Annotated in this window: 23 protein-coding genes; 15 read left to right on the top strand and 8 right to left on the bottom strand. The window is 70.8% G+C overall.

Annotation, left to right across the window (positions count from 1 at the left end; all coding sequences use genetic code 11):
• Positions 1–4 precede the first annotated feature (4 nt).
• Positions 5–949 carry an NAD-dependent epimerase/dehydratase family protein gene (locus tag ABD808_RS24075; protein WP_344900449.1) on the bottom strand — a complete coding sequence of 315 codons (945 nt, stop codon included), beginning with the start codon at positions 947–949 and terminating at the stop codon, positions 5–7.
• Between the two features lie 122 nt (positions 950–1,071).
• On the opposite strand from ABD808_RS24075, the gene ABD808_RS24080 reads away from it, so the two are divergent.
• Complete coding sequence (locus ABD808_RS24080) at positions 1,072–1,818, top strand: TetR/AcrR family transcriptional regulator (protein ID WP_344900451.1); 747 nt, start codon at positions 1,072–1,074, stop codon at positions 1,816–1,818.
• A gap of 151 nt (positions 1,819–1,969) precedes the next feature.
• Here ABD808_RS24080 and ABD808_RS24085 read toward each other — a convergent pair whose 3' ends face one another.
• A complete protein-coding gene (locus ABD808_RS24085) occupies positions 1,970–2,128 on the bottom strand; it encodes an Arc family DNA-binding protein (protein ID WP_344900453.1) in 159 nt (52 codons plus the stop codon).
• 50 nt (positions 2,129–2,178) lie between these two features.
• Between ABD808_RS24085 and ABD808_RS24090 the strand changes: the two genes are divergently transcribed.
• From ABD808_RS24090 to ABD808_RS24145, 12 genes are all read left to right on the top strand, one after another.
• Positions 2,179–2,583 carry a hypothetical protein gene (locus ABD808_RS24090; protein WP_344900455.1) on the top strand — a complete coding sequence of 135 codons (405 nt, stop codon included), beginning with the start codon at positions 2,179–2,181 and terminating at the stop codon, positions 2,581–2,583.
• Positions 2,584–2,749: 166 nt separating this feature from the next.
• Complete coding sequence (locus ABD808_RS24095) at positions 2,750–3,007, top strand: hypothetical protein (RefSeq protein WP_425548972.1); 258 nt, start codon at positions 2,750–2,752, stop codon at positions 3,005–3,007.
• A gap of 182 nt (positions 3,008–3,189) precedes the next feature.
• The gene (locus ABD808_RS24100) at positions 3,190–4,077 is read left to right on the top strand and encodes a hypothetical protein (RefSeq protein WP_344900457.1); all 888 of its coding nucleotides are present in this window, start codon (positions 3,190–3,192) and stop codon (positions 4,075–4,077) included.
• A 2-nt stretch (positions 4,078–4,079) separates the two neighbouring features.
• Positions 4,080–4,985, top strand: coding sequence for a hypothetical protein (locus ABD808_RS24105; protein ID WP_344900459.1), 906 nt, complete (start codon positions 4,080–4,082; stop codon positions 4,983–4,985).
• A complete protein-coding gene (locus ABD808_RS24110; protein ID WP_344900461.1) occupies positions 4,986–6,284 on the top strand; it encodes a TadA family conjugal transfer-associated ATPase in 1,299 nt (432 codons plus the stop codon).
• The gene (locus tag ABD808_RS24115; RefSeq protein ID WP_344900463.1) at positions 6,284–7,222 is read left to right on the top strand and encodes a type II secretion system F family protein; all 939 of its coding nucleotides are present in this window, start codon (positions 6,284–6,286) and stop codon (positions 7,220–7,222) included. Before ABD808_RS24110 ends, ABD808_RS24115 begins: the two co-directional genes overlap by 1 nt.
• Positions 7,219–8,145 (top strand): type II secretion system F family protein, encoded by a 927-nt coding sequence (locus ABD808_RS24120; protein ID WP_344900465.1) that lies wholly within the window; start codon positions 7,219–7,221, stop codon positions 8,143–8,145. Before ABD808_RS24115 ends, ABD808_RS24120 begins: the two co-directional genes overlap by 4 nt.
• A 75-nt stretch (positions 8,146–8,220) precedes the next feature.
• Positions 8,221–8,442, top strand: a complete 222-nt coding sequence (locus ABD808_RS24125; protein WP_344900467.1) for a Flp family type IVb pilin — start codon at positions 8,221–8,223, stop codon at positions 8,440–8,442.
• Between the two features lie 47 nt (positions 8,443–8,489).
• Positions 8,490–8,882, top strand: coding sequence for a TadE family protein (locus ABD808_RS24130; RefSeq protein ID WP_344900508.1), 393 nt, complete (start codon positions 8,490–8,492; stop codon positions 8,880–8,882).
• Positions 8,879–9,310, top strand: coding sequence for a TadE/TadG family type IV pilus assembly protein (locus ABD808_RS24135; RefSeq protein ID WP_344900469.1), 432 nt, complete (start codon positions 8,879–8,881; stop codon positions 9,308–9,310). Before ABD808_RS24130 ends, ABD808_RS24135 begins: the two co-directional genes overlap by 4 nt.
• Complete coding sequence (locus ABD808_RS24140; RefSeq protein ID WP_344900471.1) at positions 9,307–9,825, top strand: TadE/TadG family type IV pilus assembly protein; 519 nt, start codon at positions 9,307–9,309, stop codon at positions 9,823–9,825. Before ABD808_RS24135 ends, ABD808_RS24140 begins: the two co-directional genes overlap by 4 nt.
• Before the next feature lie 64 nt (positions 9,826–9,889).
• Positions 9,890–13,057 (top strand): BTAD domain-containing putative transcriptional regulator, encoded by a 3,168-nt coding sequence (locus tag ABD808_RS24145; protein WP_344900473.1) that lies wholly within the window; start codon positions 9,890–9,892, stop codon positions 13,055–13,057.
• 18 nt (positions 13,058–13,075) lie between these two features.
• Here ABD808_RS24145 and ABD808_RS24150 read toward each other — a convergent pair whose 3' ends face one another.
• From ABD808_RS24150 to ABD808_RS24165, 4 genes are all read right to left on the bottom strand, one after another.
• Complete coding sequence (locus ABD808_RS24150; RefSeq protein WP_344900475.1) at positions 13,076–14,239, bottom strand: YncE family protein; 1,164 nt, start codon at positions 14,237–14,239, stop codon at positions 13,076–13,078.
• 163 nt (positions 14,240–14,402) lie between these two features.
• Entirely contained in the window at positions 14,403–15,461 is a 1,059-nt protein-coding gene (locus tag ABD808_RS24155) for an NYN domain-containing protein (protein ID WP_344900477.1), read from the bottom strand.
• A gap of 55 nt (positions 15,462–15,516) precedes the next feature.
• Positions 15,517–15,753: an acyl-CoA carboxylase subunit epsilon gene (locus ABD808_RS24160; RefSeq protein WP_425548968.1), complete on the bottom strand. Its 237-nt coding sequence runs from the start codon at positions 15,751–15,753 to the stop codon at positions 15,517–15,519.
• Positions 15,754–15,897: 144 nt separating this feature from the next.
• Positions 15,898–17,490: an acyl-CoA carboxylase subunit beta gene (locus tag ABD808_RS24165; RefSeq protein ID WP_344900479.1), complete on the bottom strand. Its 1,593-nt coding sequence runs from the start codon at positions 17,488–17,490 to the stop codon at positions 15,898–15,900.
• 144 nt (positions 17,491–17,634) lie between these two features.
• On the opposite strand from ABD808_RS24165, the gene ABD808_RS24170 reads away from it, so the two are divergent.
• On the top strand, positions 17,635–20,202 hold the full coding sequence (locus ABD808_RS24170; protein ID WP_344900512.1) for a phosphoenolpyruvate carboxylase: 2,568 nt from the start codon (positions 17,635–17,637) through the stop codon (positions 20,200–20,202).
• 3 nt (positions 20,203–20,205) lie between these two features.
• A complete protein-coding gene (locus tag ABD808_RS24175; protein WP_344900481.1) occupies positions 20,206–20,643 on the top strand; it encodes a GNAT family N-acetyltransferase in 438 nt (145 codons plus the stop codon).
• A gap of 49 nt (positions 20,644–20,692) precedes the next feature.
• On the opposite strand, the gene ABD808_RS24180 is transcribed toward ABD808_RS24175, so the two are convergent.
• Together ABD808_RS24180 and ABD808_RS24185 are read right to left on the bottom strand one after the other, a co-directional pair.
• Entirely contained in the window at positions 20,693–21,448 is a 756-nt protein-coding gene (locus tag ABD808_RS24180; RefSeq protein WP_344900483.1) for an HNH endonuclease, read from the bottom strand.
• A gap of 4 nt (positions 21,449–21,452) precedes the next feature.
• Positions 21,453–22,598, bottom strand: coding sequence for an AAA family ATPase (locus ABD808_RS24185; RefSeq protein ID WP_344900485.1), 1,146 nt, complete (start codon positions 22,596–22,598; stop codon positions 21,453–21,455).
• Positions 22,599–22,666: the final 68 nt, after the last annotated feature.

Below are 22,666 nucleotides of genomic sequence, written 5' to 3' on the forward strand. Positions count from 1 at the left end.
CGCCTCAGGCGGCGGCCCGCGCCGCGCGCTCCCGGTGGTCGGCGATGACCGCGCGCAGGCCCTCGTCCAGTGGCGTCGGGGCCATCCCGAACGTCGATTCGAAGGCGGAGGAGTCCAGGATGTAGGGCTTGTCGAACTGGTAGCGGGTCTCGCGCAACTCCTTCACCATCGGTGAGAACAGGCCGAGCGCGTTGAACAGGAAGCGCGGAACCTCGGATATGCGCGGCGCCGGGGCCCCGGCCAGCTCGCACAGCCGCTCGCCCACCTCGTTCGTGGACACGGCCGGGACGGTCGGGACGTGCCAGGGGCGTCCCCATGCGCGCTCGTCGGTCCCGGCGATGGCGAGGGCTTCGGCGACGTCCGGCAGGTACGTCCAGGCGTGCGGGACGGACGGGTCGCTCAGGTACTGCACCCGCTTGCCCGCCAGCAGCGGCTTCACGAACCGGACCTCGCCGACGTACGACTGGTCGGTGCTGCCCGGCCCGTAGTAGTCGGACCCGCGCACCTCGGTCGTCCGGATGCGGCCCTCCTTGTGCGCGGCCAGGGCGTCCTGCCACATCTTCGCGCGGACCTGGCCCTTGACGCCGGGCGCGGTGAGCGGCAGGTCCTCGGTCATCGGGCCGTCCACCGGCCCGTACACGTACAGGTTGCCGAGCGTCACCAGCACCGCTCCGCTGGACTCGGCGGCGCCGAGGAAGGACGCGGCCATCGGCGGCCAGTCCTGCGTCCAGCGAGGGTAGGGCGGGTTGACGCAGTTGTAGAGCACGTCGGCGCCCCCGGCGATCTCGCTGAGCCTGGCCCGGTCGGCGGCGTCGGCCTTGACGCGCTCGACTCCGTCCGGGCCCGAACCCGACCGGGTCACGACGGTGACGTCGTGCCCGCGCTCCAGCAGCTTCCCGGCCAGGTGCGCGCCGACCTGCCCGGCTCCGACGATCACGTGCTTGCCCATGGTCCTCATCCCTCTCGGCGGGTGGTGTGCCGCTCTGCGACGAGAGCAATGCTCTCTTTTGAGAGCGGGTTTGTCAAGAGCGGTGCTCTCGTTTCGGTTCGGCGCTCTGATAACCTCGGGGCATGAGCGCGAGTCGGACGGCACGGGAACGGGTCAGGGCGGAGCTGGTGCGGGAGATCACCCGGGTCGCCAGACGGCAACTCGGCGACGCGGGCGCGGCCGGGCTGTCGCTGCGCGCGGTGGCCCGCGAGCTGGGCATGGTCTCCTCGGCGATCTACCGGTACTTCCCGAGCCGCGACGATCTGCTCACCGCGCTCATCATCGACGGGTACAACGCGGTCGGTGAGGCCGTCGAGCGCGCCGACGCCGCGTCCCGTGACGGCGGGCGGGCGGACGACTTCCTCGGCCGGTGGCTCGCCGTCTGCCGGGCCGTCCGGGAATGGGCGTTGGCGCACCCGCACGAGTATGCGCTCCTGTACGGGTCGCCCGTCCCCGGGTACGAGGCGCCCACCGACACGGTCCCGGCCGCCGTGCGCGACACGGTCGTCTTCTCCCGGATCGTCAGCGAGGCGTACGCGGCGGGAGCCGTCCGGACGCCGGACGACGACCCGCCGCCGGTGCCGTCCTCGATGGTGGAATCCCTGGGTGGCGTGCGCACCATGGTGGGGCTGGACGTCCCCGATGACGTGATTGCCCGAGCCCTTACGGCATGGGCTGGTTTGTATGGAACTGTCAGTTTTGAATTGTTCGGCCAGTTCAACGACGTGATCGACGCACGCGCCGACCACTTCGACCACACCATGACGCTCCTCGGGCGGGTGATGGGGCTGCGCGCGGCGCCGCCTCCGGTCAGTGACGAAAGTGACTGATGGTAAGTGCCCACGTGATCAACGAAAGCGCAGGTCATCGCGGTAGGCCCGGATAATGGCCGCTTCACCGGGTTCCTCCGAGGATGTTCCGGTCTTCAGCCGGAGAGGAATCGGACTCCTGCGGAGTGGGGCAGGGAAAGCCGAGTCACTGTCAGGGCGATTCGGCGTCCGCCACGGCGTTGTCGCGCTCGATCTCCAGCCGGTAGACGATCTCGGAGTTGAGGGACCTGCGAGCGGACCTGGCCTGAGCGGCCAGCCACGCGTGCAGGTCGGCGGGCAGACGGAGCGTGATGCGCTTCTCTTCATCCATGACCCTAGAGTAGTGCGCTTCCAGTGGTCAGCGAGTGGTAGTATGGTGTCATGGCGACACGAGAGAAGGGTGCGGGGGATACCGGGCATGCCCGGTACACCTACCGGCTTCGCGTGTCGTCGACCGCCCGCGCGACTCTGATGGCCGAGTGGGCGCGCTGCCGATGGTTGTGGAACGAGTGCGTGGCCATGTCCCGCAAGGTCCACGCCGCCAACCAAGACGCCGTCGAGAAGGCGACGTGTGGTCCGGCGCGGCTCGACGTGATGCTGACCGAAGCCCGCAACGCGATGTCGTGGCTGCGTGAGGGCGCGTCGGTGCCGCAGCAGCAGACCATCCGCGACTTCGCCAGAGCGCGCGCCAAAGCGCTCAAGGACATCAAGGCGAGGCTCGCGGTGAGGCAGCGCGCCGGGATGCCCCGCATCAAACGCAAGCGGGACTCGCTGCCCACTCCGTGATCATGACGCGGTCGCCGTCGAGGACTTCCGGCCGAAATTCCTCAGCCGTACCACCATGGCACGTAAAGCCGCTGACGCGGCGATCGGCGCCACCAAGGCGGCCCTGATCGAGATGGGCCACAAGCACGCACGGGACATCCGGCTCGTGCATCCCGCGCATACCACCATGGACTGCGCGTTGTGCGGAGCGAGAACCAAGCACGCACTTCCTCTTTCGGAACGTACCTACACCTGCACCGTGTGCGGAGTCGTCTTGTCTCGGGACAAGAACTCCGCGCGTGTGATGCTGGTCCGGGCTGGTCTCTACCCGGCTGGTGCTGATCGTGTAAGAACTGGCGGACCGCTGGTCCCCAGCCAACGTGAGCCAGGAATCCCCGCCCTTCACGGCGGGGAGGATGTCAATCCACCGAATCCATTGACGTGACCTTGCCGCCCCCGTAAGCATGGAGCGCTCGGTGATGCGGACACTCCTGAGACGACGTCCACTGGATGGCGTTCACAGGACGGCGGAAGGGGCGCGTGGGACACGATGACCGCAGCGAAGCGAGGATCGTCGTGTCCAGGATTCGGGGGTCTGGGGGGCGCCCCCCAGAAGGGCGGGGCGCGATGAAGACCAACCAGTCGACCATCTCCGAGGGTTCGGCGGGTCTCGGCCGTACCGGTCTCGGCACGTCGGGAGGGCAGCGGCTTCCCGCGTCCCCCCGCGAACGCAAACCGGCGCTGGCCGCGCTCGCGGTCCTGCTCATCCTCGGCGGCGCCCTCGCCAGCGCGTACCTGGTGATGGCGAGCGGCGAGCGGGTGTCGGCGATCCGGATCGCGCAGCCGGTCGCGGCCGGGCAGCAGATCCCGGCGTCGGCGCTCCAAGAGGTCCAGGTCGGCGACACCGGGATCGAGTTCCTCGACTGGTCGGAGCGGGCGAAGGTGACGCGGCACATCGCGGCCGTCCCGCTCGTCAAGGGCGCGCTGCTGACCAACTCCATGATCAGCCCGCTGGACGCCCCGACGAGCGGCCGTCTCACCGTGGGCCTCGCGCTGAAGCCGGGCCAGTTCCCGTCCGGCGGCGTCGAGGTCGGCGGGCACGTCCTGCTCTACGCGGTCGGCGGCGGCACGAACGGCGGGCCCCGTCCGGGGACCGTCCTGTCCCGGGACGCGATCGTGGTCGGCGTCGGCAGCGACGACGGTGGCGGCGGCGGGCTCGGTGGCACCCGGCTGCGGTCCGAGCAGACCAGCGTGGACGTCGCCGTCTCGCCCGCCGACGCGCCCTTGGTGACGCAGGCGGCCTCCGCCGGGACGGTCGCGCTCGCGCTGTTCCCGGCCGGAACGACGCCTGCCGCCGCTCCGCCCGCCAACCCCGTCCCGCCGAACGGTCAGCCCGGCGGCCAGCCCGATGGACAGCAGGGCGGTCAGCCTGGAGGACAGCAGGGCGGTCAGCCCGGCGGCACGGTGCCCGTTTCTCCCGGACGCGGTGCGCCCACAGGCACGGGCGGTAACTGACGGTGGCACTCATCGCGCTCGCGGCCGACAAGGGGGCACCGGGCGTCACGACGGCGGCGGTCGCGCTCGGCGCCGTGTGGCCGCGTCCGGTGCTCGTCGCGGAGTGCGACCAGGCGGGCGGCGACCTGGTGTACCGGCTGCCCGCCTCCGCCGACGGCGACGCGAGCGGCGACACGGACGGCGGGATGCTCAACCCGTCGCGCGGGCTGCTCAGCCTCGCCGCCACCGCCCGCCGCGGGCTGCGGCCCGACCAGATCGCCGAGCACTGCCAGCGGCTCGTCGGCGGCCTCGACGTGCTCGTCGGGATCACCAACGCCGAGCAGGCGCAGGCGATGACCTGGCTGTGGGGCCCGCTCGGCCGCGCGTTCGCGGGCCTCGCGCCCGTCGACGTGATCGCCGACTGCGGACGGCTCGGCGCCGAGACGCCGCTGACCGGTCTGCTGCGGGAGGCCGACCTGATCGTCCTGCTCACCCGCGCCACCCTCGAACAGGTCGCCCACCTGCGCGAACGTGTGATGGCCCTGTCCGAGGACATGCGCGGCGGGCCGCCCGTCGGGGTGCTCGTCCTCGCCGACCCGCGCGACTTCCGCGCCTCGATCGCCGAGGTCGACCGCATCCTCGCCGGGGCCCGCCAGCGCGGCCAGGACGCGCGGGGCGGCGACGTCGCGCAGGGCAGGCCGCCGGACGTGACCGTCCTCGGCGGCCTGGCCCTCGACCCGAAGGGCGCGGAGCTGTTGTCGGGTCGCTGGGGCGGGCGTCTGGACCGTTCGCTTCTGATCCGCTCCGCCCGTGAGGCGGCGGGTGACCTGGTCGGACGCATCCCGTCCGCCGCGCCGCCACAGCTGCCGCCGCCATCGCCGGAACAGGCGTCCGAGCAGGCACCCGCGCCGATGCAGGGGAGGCGGTAGATGGACCACGGTCTCGTCAAACGTCTCCGGCAGGAGGTCGGCGACCGGCTGGCGCAGCAGCGCCGTCTCGACGCCGCGAGCGGCCTGCCGTCGATGACCGGGGAGGACGAACGGCAGTTCGCCCGCGCGCTGATCGGCCAGGTCCTGGAGGAGTTCGCGCGCGGCGAGATCACCTCGGGCCGCCGTCCGCCGAACGCGGACGAGGAGGAGGCGCTCGCCGCCGGAGTCCACGCCGCGCTGTTCGGCGTCGGCCGCCTCCAGCCCCTGCTGGAGGACCCGGAGATCGAGAACATCGACGTCAACGGCTGCGACCGCGTGTTCATCGGCTACGCCGACGGCCGCGAGGTGATGGGTGAGCCGGTCGCCGAGAGCGACGAGGAACTGGTCGAGCTGATCCAGATCCTCGCCGCCTACAGCGGGCTGTCGTCGCGACCGTTCGATACCGCGAACCCCCAACTCGACCTGCGCCTGCCCGACGGTTCGCGGCTGTCGGCGGTGATGGACGTGACCGTCCGTCCCGCGCTGTCGATCCGGCGCGCGAGGCTCGGCAAGGTGTTCCTCGCCGACCTGGTCGGCAACGGCACGTTCCCGCCGGAACTCGGCGACTTCTTCGGCGCCGCCGTCCGCGCCCGGAAGAACATCATGATCGCCGGGGCGACGAACGCGGGGAAGACGACGCTGCTGCGCGCCGTCGCGAACGAGATCCCGCAGCACGAACGGCTCATCACCGTCGAACGGGCCCTCGAACTCGGCCTGGACGCCTTCCCCGACCTGCACCCGAACTGCGTCGCGTTCGAGCAGCGGCTGCCGAACCCCGAGGGGCAGGGCGCGATCTCGATGGCGGAGCTGGTCCGCCGGTCGCTGCGCATGAACCCGTCCCGCGTCATCGTCGGCGAGGTGCTCGGCGACGAGATCGTCACGATGCTGAACGCGATGACGCAGGGCAACGACGGGTCGCTGTCGACGATCCACGCGAACTCGTCGGTGGAGGTCTTCAACCGTGTCTCCACGTACGCGATCCAGTCGAACGAGCGGCTGCCGGTCGAGGCGACGCACATGCTGATCGCGGGCGCGATCGACTTCGTCGTGTTCATCGAGAAGCGCAACGACTACGCCTCGGGCGGACGGCTGCGCCGCTTCGTGTCCAGCGTCCGGGAGGTCACGGGCGTGGACGGGCGGGTCCTGTCGTCGGAGGTGTTCGCGCTCGGCAACGGCGGGTTCGCCGTCCCCGCCGCCCCCATCCAGTGCGCCGGGGAACTCGCCGAGTACGGCTACGACCCGTCCGCCGGAGGCTGGTGATGTACACGCCGGACGTCATGCTCGCCATCGTCGCGGGCGCCGTCGCGGGCGGCGGGCTGATCCTGCTGGTCGCGGCGCTGCGCGGGCTGCCCACCCGGTCCGTGCCCGGACGGCGGCACGTCCGGGGCCACAGCCGCGAGGAGCTCGTCCGGACGCTCACGACCCGCACCGCCGTCGCCGTCATCGTCGGCGTGGCCGTCCTGGTCGTGACGCGCTGGCCGATCGCCGCCGCGGGCACCGGCGCGCTCGTCCTCGCCTGGAACGGCCTGGCGGGCGGCGCCGCCGAGGAGCGCAAGGCCATGGCGCGGCTGGAGGGCCTCGCCGCGTGGACGGAGTCGCTCCGCGACACCATCGCCGGGTCCGTCGGCCTCGAACAGGCCATCCCCTCCTCGCAGCGCGCCGCCGCGCCCGCGCTCCAGCAGCCGCTGCGGAACCTGGTGGACCGGCTGCACACCCGCGTCCCGATGCCGGAGGCGCTGCGCCGGTTCGCCGACGACCTGAACGACCCGTCCGCCGACCTGGTGATCGCCGCGTTGATCCTGAACGCGAAGCTGCGCGGCCCGGGCCTGCGCGACATGCTGAGCGCGCTCGCCGGTTCGGCCCGCGCCGAGCTGGACATGCGGCGCCGCGTGGAGGCCGACCGCCGTTCGACCCGGCGCAGCGTCCGGATCGTCGTCGCCGTGTCCGTCGGCACGGCGCTGGCCCTCGCCGTGTTCAACCATTCGTACGTCGAGCCGTATGACGACGTTCTTGGGCAGCTCGTCCTGTGCGTCGTCGTCGCGTTGTACGGGGCGGCGTTCCTGTGGCTGCGGCGGCTGTCGAACTACGAGCTGCCCGGGCGGTTCCTCAGCGAATCGCGGAAGGCGTCCCAACCCGGCGTGCCCGGCGAGGTGCCGAGCACCGTCGCCGGTTGGCAGGGGGGCGGTGGCGCGCCGTGAACGGACTGAACGCCGCGCTGCTGGCGGGCTCCGTCGTCGGCCTCGGCCTGTACCTGCTCGTCCGGGCGCTGTTCCCGCAGCGTCCCGGCCTCGCCGCCCGGATGGCCGCGCTCGACGCCACCCGCCACCGCGAGCTGGCCGAACAGCAGGCCGGACGGCTGTCCCCGACGCTCGACAAGGTCGGCGGGATCCGCTCCAGGCTCGGCACCGAGCTGGCGCGTTTTTACGAGGCGCGCGGGTGGCGGCTGCGGTCCGTCCGCGCCGACCTCGCGATCACCGAACGGTCGCTGGAGGGGTTCCTCGCGACGAAGTTCCTGCTGCCCGCCGCCGCGCTGCTGTTCATCCCGCTGATCGTCGCGTACTTCACGTTGCTCGGACTCGGCTCGTCCGTCGCGGTGCCCGTCTGGTTCTGCGTGCTGTTCGCCGTGCTGTTCTTCTTCTTTCCCGACATGCAGCTCCGGCAGGAGGCGCAGGCCCGCAGGCAGGACTTCCGGCACGTCGTCGGCGCGTTCCTCGACCTGGTCTCGATGAACCTCGCGGGCGGACGCGGCGTCCCGGAGGCGCTGATGACCGCGTCCAACGTCGGCGAGGGCTGGGCCATGCACCGCATCCGCGACGTCCTGGCCAACTCCCGCATCACCGGGCAGACGCCCTGGCAGTCGCTTGGACGGCTCGGCGAAGAACTCGACATCGCCGAGCTGCGCGACCTCGCCGGGGCGCTCGCGCTCGTCCAGGACGACGGCGCGCAGATCCGCAAGTCCCTCGCCGCTCGCGCCGCGTCGATGCGCAGCCGGGAGCTGTCGGAGCTGGAGGGCAAGGCGGGCGAACGGTCCCAGTCGATGCTCGTCGCGCAGCTGTTCCTGTGCGCCGGATTCCTGATCTTCCTGGCCTACCCGGCCCTGATGCGGGTGCTCGCCTCATGACGCCCGTCCCCACCACCGACCCCACTACTGACCGCACTGCCGACACCGCCGAGACGGCCCTCTGGAGGTGCCACGATGAGTCAGCACAACCCGTTCAACGACCCGTTCGTCGCGTATTTGCGCGCCCAGGTCGCCGTACGCCTCGCCCGGCTGCGTGCCGAGGAGCAACGCGACCGGGGCGCGTCCGCGATCGAATGGGCGATCATCACCGCGATCCTGGCGCTGCTCGCGATCACGATCGGCGCGATCATCACGAAGAAGGTCACCGACAAGGCCAACACGATCAACACCGGCTGACGCGGCGGCTCCGGTTCCGGCTTCGCTCGGACGCCGGGGTGTCGTCGATGGAGTGGGCGCTGCTCACTCCCGTCCTGATGTTGTTGATGTTCGTCGTCGTGCAGTTCGCGATGGTGTTCCACGCCCGTCATGTCGCGCTCGCGGCGGCGCAGTCCGGCGCGCGGGTCGCGCGGACATCGCCGGTCGGCGGCGGCTGGGAGGGCGCGGCGTCCACGAAGGCCCGCGACGACGCCCGCGCCATCGGCCCCGAACTGCTGGACGGCCTCCAGGTCCGCACGGGCGAGGACGGCGACGAACGCTGGGTCGAGGTCAGCGGCTACGCGGTGTCCGTCGTCCCGTTCATGAGGTTCCACGTCTCGCAGCGTTCGCGGGGGCCGATCGAATGCTTCCGTCCCGACGTCGGCGACGGCACCGCCTGCCAGCGCGGAGGCGGGCCGTGACGTTGACCGACCGGGGCTCGATGTCGCTGGAGATGGTGCTGGTCACGCCCATCTTCGTCGCGTTCCTGCTGTTCCTGTCCGCCGCCGGGCGAATGGTCGACGCGCAGAGCCAGGTGGACGGCGCCGCCCGGGACGCGGTGCGCGCGGCGTCCATCGCCCGCAATGCCGCGTCCGCGCAGAACCTCGCCGCCGAGACCGCCGCCGCCGGGCTGCGTGACACCGAATGGTGCGCGGGCGGCCCGACCGTGCGGACCGACGTCTCCGACTGGCGGCCCGGCGGCCGCGTCGGCGTGACGATCACCTGCGACGTGGACTTCGGCGACCTGTCGTTCATCGGACTGCCCGGCAGCAAACGACTCCAGGGCGACGCGATCGCCCCCATCGACACGTTCACGTTCCGTGGCACGGACCCCGGAGACGAACCATGACCCTGCCGAGCCGACGCCGCGATCCGGCCAACCGCGATCGAAACCGGGCCCGGGACCTGGGCCGGGATGGCGACCGGGATCGGGGCCGGGATCGGGGCCGGGGCGGCGACCGGGGCACGATCGCCCTGTACACGGTGCTGTTCACACCCGCCGTCCTGATGCTGGCCGGGCTGCTGGTGGACGGCGGCCTCGCCATCCACGCCCGGCAGCGCGCGGCGGACATGGCCGAGCAGGCCGCCCGCGCGGGCGCCAACCAGATCGACACCGAGCGGCTCCGGCAGACCGGTGAACCCGTCCTCGACCCGCCCCGTGCCCGCGCCGCCGCGTGCGACATGCTCGCCGCCTATCGCGACGAGGTCACCGGGTCCCGGTGCGAGGCCGACGAGCGGCAGGTGGCCGTGACCGTGCGGATCAGCGTCCGGCCGCAGCTGCTCGGCATCATCCCCGGCCTCGGCGAGTTCGAGCTGACCTCCGGCGCGACCGCGCGTCCGGTCACGGGAGGCGACGAGCCGTGAGCCGAAGCGGAAACAGTCCTACGATGAGTGCGACGTCCAGGCGTGGTGCGGGCAGGGGCGCTTGATGGTGACTCGGCAAGGGCAAAGGACACCGGTTCGGGTCCGGCGGCGCGGCCCGGGTGACGTGCTGGCCGGGATCGCCGCCGTCGTCGCACTGGCCGTGCTGATCGTGGGCGTCCCGTTCGCGCTGCTCACCCTGTTCGGGTCGCCGCTGCCGGACGACGTGCCGTCCGCGTCCGACCTGACGCGGCGCGTGGGGCCGGGCTCGCTCATCGACATCCTGGCTGTGCTGGTGTGGCTCGCCTGGGTCCAGCTCGCGGCGTGCGTGGCCGTCGAGCTGTACGCGGGGATCCGTGGTGTCGGCGTCCCGGCGCGGGTGCCGCTGGCGGGCGGGACGCAGTCACTGGTGCACCGCCTGGTCGTGGCCGCGTTGCTGCTGTTCAGCGCCACGTCCGTGATCGTTCCGGCGTTCGCCGGGGGCGGCGGGCTGACGCAGCGTCCCCCTGCCCAGACACAGGCGCAGACACCCCCGCAGGCGCCGGAGACGCAGCCGCGGCCGGTGGCCGCGCCGCTGAACACGGCTCTGACCGACCACGCCGAGCCGGTGGTGGCCGAGACCCTGATGGAGGACACCGCCACCACCAAGATCTACCGGGTGCATCCGCCGGAGGGACGCCACCACGAGAGCCTGTGGGAGATCGCCGAGAAGTGCCTGGGGGAGGGGCGCCGCTACAAGGAGATCTACTCCCTCAACAAGGACCACATCCAGCCGGACGGGACGAGGCTCACCATCGCCAGCCTGATCCGTCCCGGCTGGATCCTGGAGATGCCCGCGGACGCCAAGGGCGCGAAGGTCATCCCGGTCAAGGACCTCAAGGACTACTTCCGCTACGGCCACGCCGTCCACGACGCGCCCGCCAAGCCCAAGCCCAAGCCGCCGCAGACCCCGCAGAAGCCGGACAAGCCCGAGCAGCCCACCGAGTCCGCCCCGACCACACCGCAACCCGAACCAAAACCACAACAACCCGCCCCACCCCCCGCGTCCAAGCCCCCAGCAACGCAACCACCCGCCTCCCAACCACCTGCCACCCATCCGCCCGCGACGCAGCCGCCCGCGACGCAGCCACCCGCGACCCATCCGCCCGCGACGCAGCCACCTGCCACTCACCCGCCCGCGACGAAGCCGCCCGCCTCCCAGCCGCCCGCGACGCAACCGCCCGCGTCTCAACAGCCAGCACCGAAGGCGCCCGAGACGCAGGCGCCCGCACCGGAGGCGCCCGCTACCGAGGCGCCGCCGTCGCAGGGGCCGGTGGCGGAGCTGCCGGACGCGCAGCCGTCGGCCGTTCAGGAGGACACCGGGCGCTTCGACGTCGGCTGGCCGCATGGGCTGGCGGCGGGGTCACTGCTGGCCGCCGGGCTGCTCGTCGTGCTGGGACGGCGCCGCCGCGCCCAGCTGCGCGACCGCGAGTTCGGGGACATGATCGTCCGGCCGGAGGGGGACGCCGCCACGGCGGAGCGGGCGCTGCGGCTCGGCGCCGACGAGGACGCGGCCAAGCTGCTCGACCTCGGCCTGCGGCAGCTGTCGAAGTCGATGGCGGCGGGCGGACGTCCGCTGCCGACCGTGTACGGCGTGCATCTCGGCCGTGGCCGGAGCCTCGACCTGTGGATCGCGCCCGCCGACCGGAACCCGCCCGCGCCGTGGGAGGCGTTCGACGGCGGGCAGGTGTGGCGGCTGCACGGCGACGCGCTGGCCGCGCTTGAGGCGTCCGACCTCGGCGACGTCCTCGCGCCCTATCCGGGTCTGGTGTCGATCGGTACGAACGACAACGGCCGCATCCTCGTCGACCTGGAGGCGGCGCACGGGCTGATCGCGTTGCGCGGGCCGGAGGAGGTTCGCCGGGCGGCGCTGTCCGCGATCGCGATCGAGCTGGCCACCAACCGCTGGTCCGACCACATGCGGATCACGCTCGTCGGGTTCGACGGGGAGCTGGGCGAGGCCCTGGCGGAGATCGCGCCGGACCGGGTCAGGTCCGTCCCGACGCTCGCCGACGCGCTGCCCGAGCTGGAGGGACGCAGCGAGGAGGTGCGGCAGGCGCTCGCCGCGTCCGGCGTCGACTCGGTGCTCACCGGACGGTGCCGCGGCGTGTTCGGCGAGGCGTGGATGCCGCACTACCTGATCGCGGCGGACCACCCGTCGGAGCGGGACGCCGAACGGCTCGTCGCCCTCGCCCGCACCGGTACCCGGATGGCCTCCGGATACCTGGTCCCCGGCGACGTGCAGGGCGCCACCTGGACCTGGGACGTGAACGCCGCCGGGCGCCTGCACGCCGGGGTGCTCGGCTTCGACGTCGACGCGCAGCTCGTCCCCGACGACGCCTACCGCCGCGTGTTCGACCTGTTCAGAACGGCGAACCGAACCGAGTCGGTGCGGCTGCCCGACCTGGACGGCGGCGTGGAGCCGCCGACCGCGCAGCAGTCGTCGGTCGACGTCCGGCTGCTCGGCCCGATCGAGGTGGCGGCGCCGGGCCCGATGGACGAGGAGCGCCGCGAGCTGTGCACCGAACTGCTGGTGTACCTGGCGGCGCATCCGGAGGGCGTCCACCCGACGGTGCTGTCCGGCGCGATCTGGCCGCGCGGGGTGAGCGCGGGCGTCCGTGACGCCAGCGTGGCGCGCGTGTCGGACTGGCTCGGCCGGGACGCGCGGGGCCGCCCGAACCTGTACTACGACGAGCGCGGCCGGATCAGGCTGGGCTCGGAGGTGCGGGTCGACCTCGCCGTGTTCCGCTGGCTGGTGTGGCGGTCGGCGGCCGAGCCCGCGTCCGAGACGGCCTACATGTCGTACGCGCTGGACCTGGTCCGGGGGCCGCTGCTGGCGGGCCGCCCGCGCGGCCGGTACTCGTGGCTCGCCGACCACGTCCTGGAGTACGAGGCGTCGGCGCGGGTCATCGACGTCGCGCACCGGCTGGTCGTGCTCCGGCTGGACGAGGGCGACGCGCGCGGCGCGGTGAGCGCGGCCCGCGCCGGGCTGCGACTCGCACCGGACGACGAGGGCCTGTGGCGCGACCTGCTGCGCGCCACCCACGCCACCGGCGACGTCGCGCAGGTCCGGGTCATCGTGGACGAGATGCGCGGCCGCATCGCCCGCGACGCGCTGTTCGACCGCCTGCAACCCCAGACGGAGTCGCTGGTGGAGGAGCTTCTCCCGGACTGGGGCGGCGTCGGCTCCCGCTGACCGCCACCGGTCCGTCCGTCACCGGTACACGCCGGTGCCGCCGAGCGAGTACCGGCCCGGCGGCGGGTGGACGCACAGCCCCACCGGGCGCCCGCTGATCCTGAACGTGCGCAGGACGCGGCCCGTGCTGGTCGACACGGCGTAGACGAGACCGGTGGGGTCGGCGAGCCACAGGGCCGTCCCGTCCGGTGACACCCCGCCCGGCACCGGGGAGCCGCGGCCCGGCAGCGGGCCCCGGGAGGTGACCCGCTGGGTCGCGAAGTCGACGGCGGTGAGGACACCGCCGCCCACGACGAACAGCCGCCGCGCGTCCCGGCTGATCGCGAGGCCGCGGGCGCCCGGCGCGGTCGGCACGAAACCGAGCAGCGCGAACCGGCGGGCGTCCACGAGCCACAGGCCGCCGGTGGCGGGGTCGGCGATGTGGAAGGCGGTGCCGTCCGGGGACAGCCGCAGGTCGCCTGGCCTGGCCCCTCGCGGCAGCCGGATCGTCCCGGTGACGCGGCGGGTGGCGCGGTCGACGCGGACCAGCGTTCCGGTGGACGCGCAGGTCGCGACCAGCGTCGACCCGTCCAGCGTGAAACCGGCGTGCCCGGCTCGGCACGGCAGCGGCACCGACGCCCTCGGCAGCATCGTTGCGCGGTCACGGACGTCGATGCGGTTCGGCGTCTGGGCCAGGACCAGCGCGTCATGCCCGTCCGGGGAGAAATACAGCCTGACCGCTCCGGTCACCCAGACCGGACGCCCCGGCCCACCAGCCGAAACCGGGACGAGGACCCCGTGTGCCCGGTCGGCGGCCCACCACCGCCGCAGATCCCAGGACGGCACGATCTGCGACGCCACCATCCCCGTGCGCAGGTGGCCGACGATCCGCAGCGTGCGGAGGTCGACGATGTCGATGACCCGGCCCTTCGCGACGTACAGCCGCGCCCGCCTCCCGCCGCCCGGCCGGTCGGGCGCGGGCGCGGGCGCGGGTTCGGGGAGCGGCGCGGTCGGCGGGGCGCCCGGACGCGCGGGCAGATACGGCGCCGGGGCCCCGAGCCCGACGACCGGGCCGTCGCGCGGCCCCTTGCCCGGAGGGTAGAACGGGACGGACGACTCGCACCCCGCGACCGCGCCAGCGGACAGCGTGAGAGCCACGGCGATCCGGAACGCGGCGGCCCGCGATCGTCCCCCACACCCCATGCGCGGCCTCCCCCCGTCCCGGCGGGGACCTTACCGAGTCACGACTCTCCGTGTCAGGGCAATCGCGAAACGCGACAGAACGCGGGCGGGACGGACGCGGCGGGGCAGGTGCGGCCAGCGGGGCGAATGGAGCGCGCGGGGTGGATGGGAGTGGGCGGCGACGTTAGTCGGACTTGCCGATTCCGATGCCGAACTCGCGGTAGACGCGCTCCCAGAAACCGTCCCGCAGCCAGGTGCGGGCCTCCTGGTAGGGGCGCAGCGACCCGCCGAGCTCCTTCTCCGCCTCGATCAGCAGTTCCTTGTCGATGACGGGCGGCAGGATCGGCCCGGGCAGCAGGTCACGGATGTTGTCCCGGCCGCGCTCGAAGATCCACTTCTGCGCGACATGCTCGCCGATCTCCAGCATGTGGTCGCGGTCGGGGCCGAGCTTGCCGTCGGCGGCGGCCGCGGCGGCCGAGTTCATCGACGCGGCCACCGTCGCGGGCGTCACGCCGCCGGGGACGGGCACGCTGGTGCGTGCGGCGGCGGGCACCGGCTTGACCGCCGGGGGACGTCCCGCGAACACCTGCGACGGGGACGGGACGGGGCTCGTGCGCTGCGCGGCGGCCGCGGCGTCCCGGACGGCGGCGGCGGTGCCCGGCGCGGGCGCGGGCAGCAGCTTCGCCTTCGTGAAGTAGGGGCGCAGGAAGTCGGCGGGCAGCACCTCGACCGTGTCGGACTCCCACACCAGCCACTCGGCCTGGTTCGACCCGTGCGTCGGCTCGACGCCCCACAGGTGGACGCGCACCCCGTACCGCTGCGCCGCCTCGACCGCGGGCAACATGTCCTCGTCACCGGCGAGCAACACCGCGTCGGTGATCGCCCGGTGCCGGGCGAGGGCCTCAAGGTCGGCGCGCAACTGCGCGTCCACGCCCTTCTGCTGGCCCTGCGCGTTCAGGTTTCCAAGGCGCAGCTTCACCAGCGGAAGGTTCGCTATGACGCGCTGGTCAACCGTCGGCTGTCGCTTCGGAGCAGCGTCGAACCAGTACACCCGGAGGAGTTCGCCGCGCCGCTGTTCGTCCGCGTGGTCGGTCAGCGCTTTGATCAGCTTCTCGGCCGCGACCCGGTACTCCCGCCTGGACCCGCAACTGAGCAGCAGGGCCCCGGAGGCCGCGTAAAGGTATCCCGCGTCGACGAATATGGCGTAGCGCGCGGGCTGTGGGACGAACTCCGAGGTGGCCATGGCCTTCCACCTTATTCGTGCGGGACCGTCACCGGGCGCGAACGACGGTTGTCCGTCAGCGCGGCAGGGCGCTCGCCCGCCACGCTCCGCGGCCGCGCGGTCGCGGTTCGCTCGCGTACGTAGCGCGCACGAGCCGTGACCGATCGGCCCACCGCGAGGGACTCTCCCCGGCGTCGTTCCCGGTGGCGGCCGTCCGGGCGCGGGCGGTCAGCACGGCGACGAGGGCGGCGATCTCCTCCGGCCCCGGGTCGCCCCGCACGATCTGGAGGAACGGTTCGTCCTGCGCGGTCACCAGACTTCCTCGCCTTCTGGGAGCGTCGGGTCAATGCTCCCATCCGGGGGCGGATCCCCAGCTCCCGGGGGGCTCCGTCCCAAAGCGGCTCAATGCTCTCACCTGGGGCTGGATCCCCAGCCCCTCGGCTCCGCCCGAAGCGGGTCAGAGGGGGATGTTGCCATGTTTCCTCGGGGGCAGCGTCTTGCGCTTGTCGCGCAGCGCCCGCAGCGCGCGCACGACCTGCCCGCGCGTCTCGGACGGCTTGATCACATTGTCGACGTAACCGCGTTCGGCCGCGACGTACGGGTTGGCCAGCGTGTCCTCGTACTCGGTGATCAGTTCGGCGCGGCGGGTGTCCGGATCATCGGAGGCGGCCAGCTCCCGCCGGTACAGGATGTTCACCGCGCCCTGCGCGCCCATCACCGCGATCTGCGCGGTCGGCCACGCCAGGTTGATGTCGGCGCCGAGGTGCTTGGACCCCATCACGTCGTACGCGCCGCCGTACGCCTTCCGCGTGATGACCGTGACGAGCGGGACCGTCGCCTCCGCGTAGGCGTACAGCAGTTTCGCGCCCCGCCGGATGATGCCGTTCCACTCCTGGTCGGTGCCGGGCAGGAAGCCGGGGACGTCCACGAACGTCAGCACCGGGATGTTGAAGGCGTCGCACGTCCGGACGAACCGGGCGGCCTTCTCGGAGGCGTCGATGTCGAGCGTCCCGGCGAACTGCATCGGCTGGTTCGCGACGACGCCGACCGAGTGGCCCTCGACCCGTCCGAACCCGACGATGATGTTCGGCGCGTACTGCTCGTGGACCTCCAGGAACTCGCCCTCGTCCAGCACGTGCTCGATGGCGGTGTGCATGTCGTAGGGCTGGTTGGGCGAGTCGGGAATGAGGGTGTCGAGCTCGTCGACGAGCTCCTCCGGATCCACCGGCACGTCGAACGCGGGAGCGTCGGACAGGTTGTTGGACGGCAGGTACGACAGCAACGCCTTGACGTACTCGATCGCGTCGTCCTCGTCCGACCCCTGGTGGTGCGCCACGCCGGACCGGGAGTTGTGCGAGCGCGCCCCGCCCAGTTCCTCCATCGTGACCTCTTCACCGGTCACCGTCTTGATCACGTCCGGTCCGGTGATGAACATGTGGGACGTCTGGTCGACCATCACGATGAAGTCGGTGATCGCGGGGGAGTACACGGCGCCGCCCGCGCACGGCCCCATGACCAGCGAGATCTGCGGGATCACGCCCGACGCGTGCACGTTCCGCTTGAAGATCTCCGCGTACAGCCCGAGCGCGACGACGCCCTCCTGGATCCGCGCGCCGCCGGAGTCGTTGATGCCGACGACCGGGCAGCCCGTCGTCATCGCGTGGTCCATGACCTTGCAGATCTTCTCGCCGAACACCTCGCCGAGCGACCCGCCCGACACGGTGAAGTCCTGGGAGAACACCGCGACCGGACGCCCGTCGACCGTCCCGTACCCGGTGACGACGCCGTCGCCGTAGGGACGGTTCTTCTCCATCCCGAAGTTCGTGGACCGGTGCCGCGCCATCTCGTCGAACTCGACGAACGAGCCCGGGTCGAGCAGCGCGTCGATCCGCTCCCGCGCCGTCATCTTCCCCTTGGCGTGCTGCTTCTCCACGGCACGCGCCGACCCGGCGTGCACGGCCTCGTACCGGCGCCGCTCCAGGTCCGCGATCTTTCCCGCCGTCGTGTGGACGTCGTAGTCCACGGGGGGTTCAGGGGCTTCCGTCGCCATGCGCGCCAGGTTAACCGCCCGTGGACCGCCAGGGACACGCCGGGGGGTGTGGGGGGTCGTCCCCCCACAGAGACAGGCGCGGGCGGGGGACTCGTTACGCTGGGTCGGGTGGCCACGAAGACACGCGACACCATCCGGCAGGACATGCCCGAACCGCTCCGCCGCGACGTCCGCCTGCTCGGCGCGATGCTCGGCGACGCCCTGGTCGAGTACGCCGGACAGGACCTGCTGGACGACGTCGAACGCCTCCGCCACGCGGTCATCGCGGCCCGCCGCGGCGACACGGGCATCGAGGAGGTCGCGTCCCTCGTTGACGGCTGGACGCTGGAACGTGCCGAACAGGTCGCCCGCGCGTTCACGGTCTACTTCCACCTGACGAACCTGGCGGAGGAGCACCACCGAATCCGGACGCTCCGCGACCGCGACACCGGCGCCATCGTGCCCGGTTCGGTCGCGGCGGCCGTCCAGCAGATCCCCGGCGGTCGCCTCGACGCCCTCATCGACGGCCTGGAGTTCCGCCCCGTCTTCACCGCCCACCCCACCGAGGCCCGCCGCCGCGCCGTCGTCACCGCGATCCAACGCATCAGCGACCTGCTGACGTCCCTGAACAACACGCCCGGCGCGACCGAACGCGACGAGATCGAGCGGCGCCTCCGCGAGGAGATCGACCTCCTCTGGCGGACGGCCCTGCGCCGCGCCGCCCAGATGGACCCGCTCGACGAGGTCCGCACCGCCATGGCCGCCTTCGACGAGACGATCTTCCGAACCGTGCCCCACGTCTACCGAGCGCTCGACCGAGCCCTGGGCGGCGACGGCACCAATCCACCGTTGGCCCGCCCCTACCTGCGGTTCGGCAGCTGGATCGGCGGCGACCGCGACGGCAACCCCTACGTCACCGCCCAGGTCACCAGGGACGCCATCATGATCCAGGCCGACCACGTCCTGCGCGCCCTGGAAACGGCCTGCGCCCGGATCGGCCGCGAACTGACCGTCCACGAGGCCACCACACCCGCCTCGCCCAACCTCCTGAACATCCTCGCCGCCGCCCGCACAGCCCACCCCGCCCGCCTGGACGAGATCGCCAAACGCTCACCAGGCGAACCGCACCGCCAACTCCTCCTCCACGCCGCCGCCCGCATAGCCGCCACCCGCGACCGCGACGCCGACCTCGCCTACGCGACCCCGGACGACCTTCTCGCCGACCTGCGGACCGTCCAGAACTCCCTAGCCCTCGCAGGCGCGCCCCGGCAGGCATACGGCCGCGTCCAGAACCTGATCTGGCAGGTCGAGACGTTCGGCTTCCACCTGGCCGAACTGGAGATCCGCCAACACTCCGAACTTCACGAGCAGGCCCTGTCCGAACTGGACGGCGAACGCTCCGACATGACCAACGAGATCCTCGAAACGCTCCGCGTCGTCTCGTGGATCCAGCAACGCTTCGGCGTCCGAGCCTGCCACCGCTACATCGTCTCGTTCACCCGCTCCGCCGACGACATAGCCAACGTCCACGCCCTGGCAGCCTCACTCAACGAAGCAGCCCCCACCCTCGACGTCATCCCGCTCTTCGAAACAGGCGAAGACCTAGAACGCGCACCCCACGTCCTGGACGGAATGCTCAAGCTCCCGGCAGTCCAACAACGCCTAGCTGAAACAGACCGCCGCCTAGAGGTAATGCTCGGCTACTCCGACTCCGCCAAACAACTAGGCCCCACCAGCGCCACCCTCCGCCTCTACGACACCCAAGAAGCCCTCACAGCGTGGGCGTCCCGCAACAACATCACGCTCACCCTCTTCCACGGCCGCGGCGGCTCATTGGGCCGAGGCGGCGGCCCCGCCAACCGCGCGATCCTCGCCCAAGCCCCCGGCTCGGTAGCGGGCCGCTTCAAGGTCACCGAACAAGGCGAAGTCATCTTCGCCCGCTACGGCCACGGTGAAATCGCAAAACGCCACGTGGAACAGGTCACCAGCGCCGTCCTCCTAGCCTCCACAGACGCGGTTCAAGACCGAGCCCACGAGGCCGCCGCCCGCTTCCGTCCCCTAGCAGACAAGATCAGCGAAGCCGCCCGCACAGCCTTCCGCTCCCTAATCGAAACCGACAACTTCGCCGCCTGGTTCGCCCAAGTCAGCCCCCTGGAAGAGATAGCCGACCTGCGCATAGGCTCCCGCCCGTCCCGCCGCAAGGCCGCCCGAGGACTAGAAGACCTCCGAGCCATCCCATGGGTGTTCGCCTGGACGCAGACCCGCGTAAACCTCCCCGGCTGGTACGGCCTGGGCAGCGGCCTGGCGGCCGTCTCAGCCGACGGCGCCGACCTGACCGAACTCCGCGACGCCTACGAAACCTGGCCCCTGTTCAACACCCTGCTCGACAACGCCGATATGAGCCTGGCCAAGTCAGACCGAGCCATAGCCGAACGCTACCTAACTCTAGGCAGCCGCCCCGACCTAACCGAAACCGTCCTAACCGAATACGATCGCACCCGCCGCCTGGTCCTAGCGGTAACGAACCACGACCGCCTCCTAGAAAACCGCAGAGTCCTCTCCCGAGCAGTAGAACTGCGCAACCCTTACGTAGACGCCCTCTCCCACCTCCAACTAAGAGCCCTAAAAGCGCTACGCAAGGGCGTAACAAACGAAAACGAAAGAACCCACCTAGAAGCCCTACTCCTACTCTCCGTAAACGGCGTAGCCGCAGGCCTCCAGAACACGGGGTGACGAATGATCAGACCAGCCACCCAGGCCGATCGCCCCCGCATAGAAGAAATAGTAGAAGCCGCCTACACCCCATGGGCAGAACTAATAGGCGTCCGCCCAATCCCCATGGACGCCAACTACACCGAGTTCATAGAAGCAGGCCAGATATTCGTCACCAACGACGACCTAAACGGCCTAATCGTCCTGATCCCCGAGAAAGACACGCTCCTAATCGAGAACGTGGCCGTAGCCCCCACCCACCACGGCCAGGGCATAGGCCACCGCCTCCTCTCCTTCGCCGAAGACCACGCCCGCATGCTGTCCCTCCCACGCATACGCCTCTACACAAACGAACTGATGAAGACCAACATCGCCCTCTACACATCCCTCGGCTACCACGAAACCGGCCGCCAAGACGTAGGCGGCCGCTACGTAGTCCACATGTCCAAGGACCTCGCCTAACTGTTCCGTCCCCTGAGGTTGGGGACACGGGACCCGTGGGATTAGAAGCCTACGCTGACCGGGCCTCCGGCCAGAAGTGAAAGACCGGGTTATCCAAGAGTGCAGGCAGGTTCGGATCTCCCAGCACCGTGGAAGCCCCAGGAAAAGCGCGGAAACGCAGCATCGCGTACAACACGTCGGCGAAGGGCTGGTCCCGGAGAGAGGCCACTATCTCGTGTGCTTCTTCATCCTTGCCATCCTGCCCCAGTTGAGCGTGGTCCCGCAGCATCGACTTGATCCGAACGAAGGCGGATCTCCGGCCTCGTTCCAGATCGGGCCGGTTCAGCCGGAAGATCTCGATCGTCGCTTTACCACGGGCGGTGAGCTCCGTATAGAGGCCGGTGCTCGGCATGAGTTCAAGATGGTCGTACGGGTCCTCGCTGGACGGATCGATGAGCAACGGCTCTCCATCCTCCCCACGAGGAAAGAGCTCGCGCTTGGCGTTGCTGTTGCAGTACGAGCAGGCGAGAAGATGGTTGGGCCAGTCGAAGGCCCGCGGCGGGGCCTCTGCCAAGGGCTCGAAATGATCGATGTCCGTTCCGAGGCTGTCTCCGCAGTACATGCACCGACGAATGCCAGATGCCATAAGCGTGAGGTGTTCCATGAGGTCACGACGGACCGTTCTGGCGGACTTCCAGGCTTCGCGGGCTTCGGTGACTCGGGTGTCCGGCTTGACCCTTCCAAGCGTGGCATGCAGACGCGCCGCACGCTCCTGCAATCGATCGTGGGCCTCGGACAGAAGCGTGGTCCGCTGGAGGGGGATCATTCGGTCAGGCGATCCTCGCGGCGACCTCGTCCACCCGGGCGGTGAGTGAACTGGTCAGCCGGTCGCGCAGCCGTTCGTACTCCTGTGTTTCCTCTTCGCTCGCTCGGCCATGCAGGACTGCTCGTTCCAGCGACGTGAGTCGGCGACGCAATTCCTCGGCCTGGCCCGAGTATGGCGAGTCGACGCCGAACAGGTCGGTGAGCAGTGCGTCGTCGCCACTTCCGTACACGACACGCCTAAAGAGGTCTTCGTCCACTACACGCGGCGGTACGTCTTCACCAAGCCCGGGTAGCCGAATCAGACCGCCAGGGTCGGCGCTCTGGCAGATGTACGGGCTGTGTGAACTGACAATGAACTGAATTCGCGGAAAGTGACTCTTAAGCCATTCGCCGATCTTCTTTTGCCAGCTCACATGCAGGTGGACGTCGATCTCGTCGATGAGCACGACGCCGGGTGTGCTCGCCAGAGCTTCCGCCGTAGCGGCTTCAGCCCGGTGAACCTGATGCAGCTGTCGGACCAGATCTAGCACCAGCGCCGTGACAGTGCGGTAACCATCGCTCATCTCACGTAGCGGGATCACATCATCGTCCCGGCTGGCCCACAGTCCATCGCTGTCCACACGCAAGACCTGGAAGCCGTCGGGCAACAATCCATCATTGAGCAGGGAGAGAACGAACGTGAGCAACTCTGCCGCACCCGGACGTTGCTCCAACTGGCGTAGGTGCAGGTCGACCAACCAGCTGACACTTTCGGCCAGCGAAGCATCCTCGTTGAAAAGGCTGGCCAACCGCGAAACCGGACCGGATGCCAGCATCAGCCGCTGAGCGTCGGCGGAACCACCGATAAGCCTGCGGAACGGCCCATAGGCAGCACAGAACCATCCCCGGGGGCGATCGATCCACGGGCCGCGCTTTGCTGTCGGGCCGGTGCCCTTTAGGTCAACCGACCGGCTGGGCTCTTCAGGAGACGGCTCGTTGATCCAAGTGAGGCCGACCGAGAACGAGTCTGTCGGCCGACGACCCTTGCCGGTGAACGAGTCCCATTCCGGGTCGAAGATGATCTTTGCCTTGACGTGCCCCTCCGCGGCACCCGCTGTGACCCAGCCGTCAAAGGAAGGCATCAGCGCGCGTGCATTGTACGGCCCGGCCAAAGCCCAATGCCATTTAGATAAGCATGTGGCCTCACAGTATCCACATATCCACAGTTGAGGTTGTGGGT

The sequence above is a fragment of the Actinomadura meridiana genome (genome assembly GCF_039537545.1).
GTDB classification, from domain to species: domain Bacteria; phylum Actinomycetota; class Actinomycetes; order Streptosporangiales; family Streptosporangiaceae; genus Spirillospora; species Spirillospora meridiana.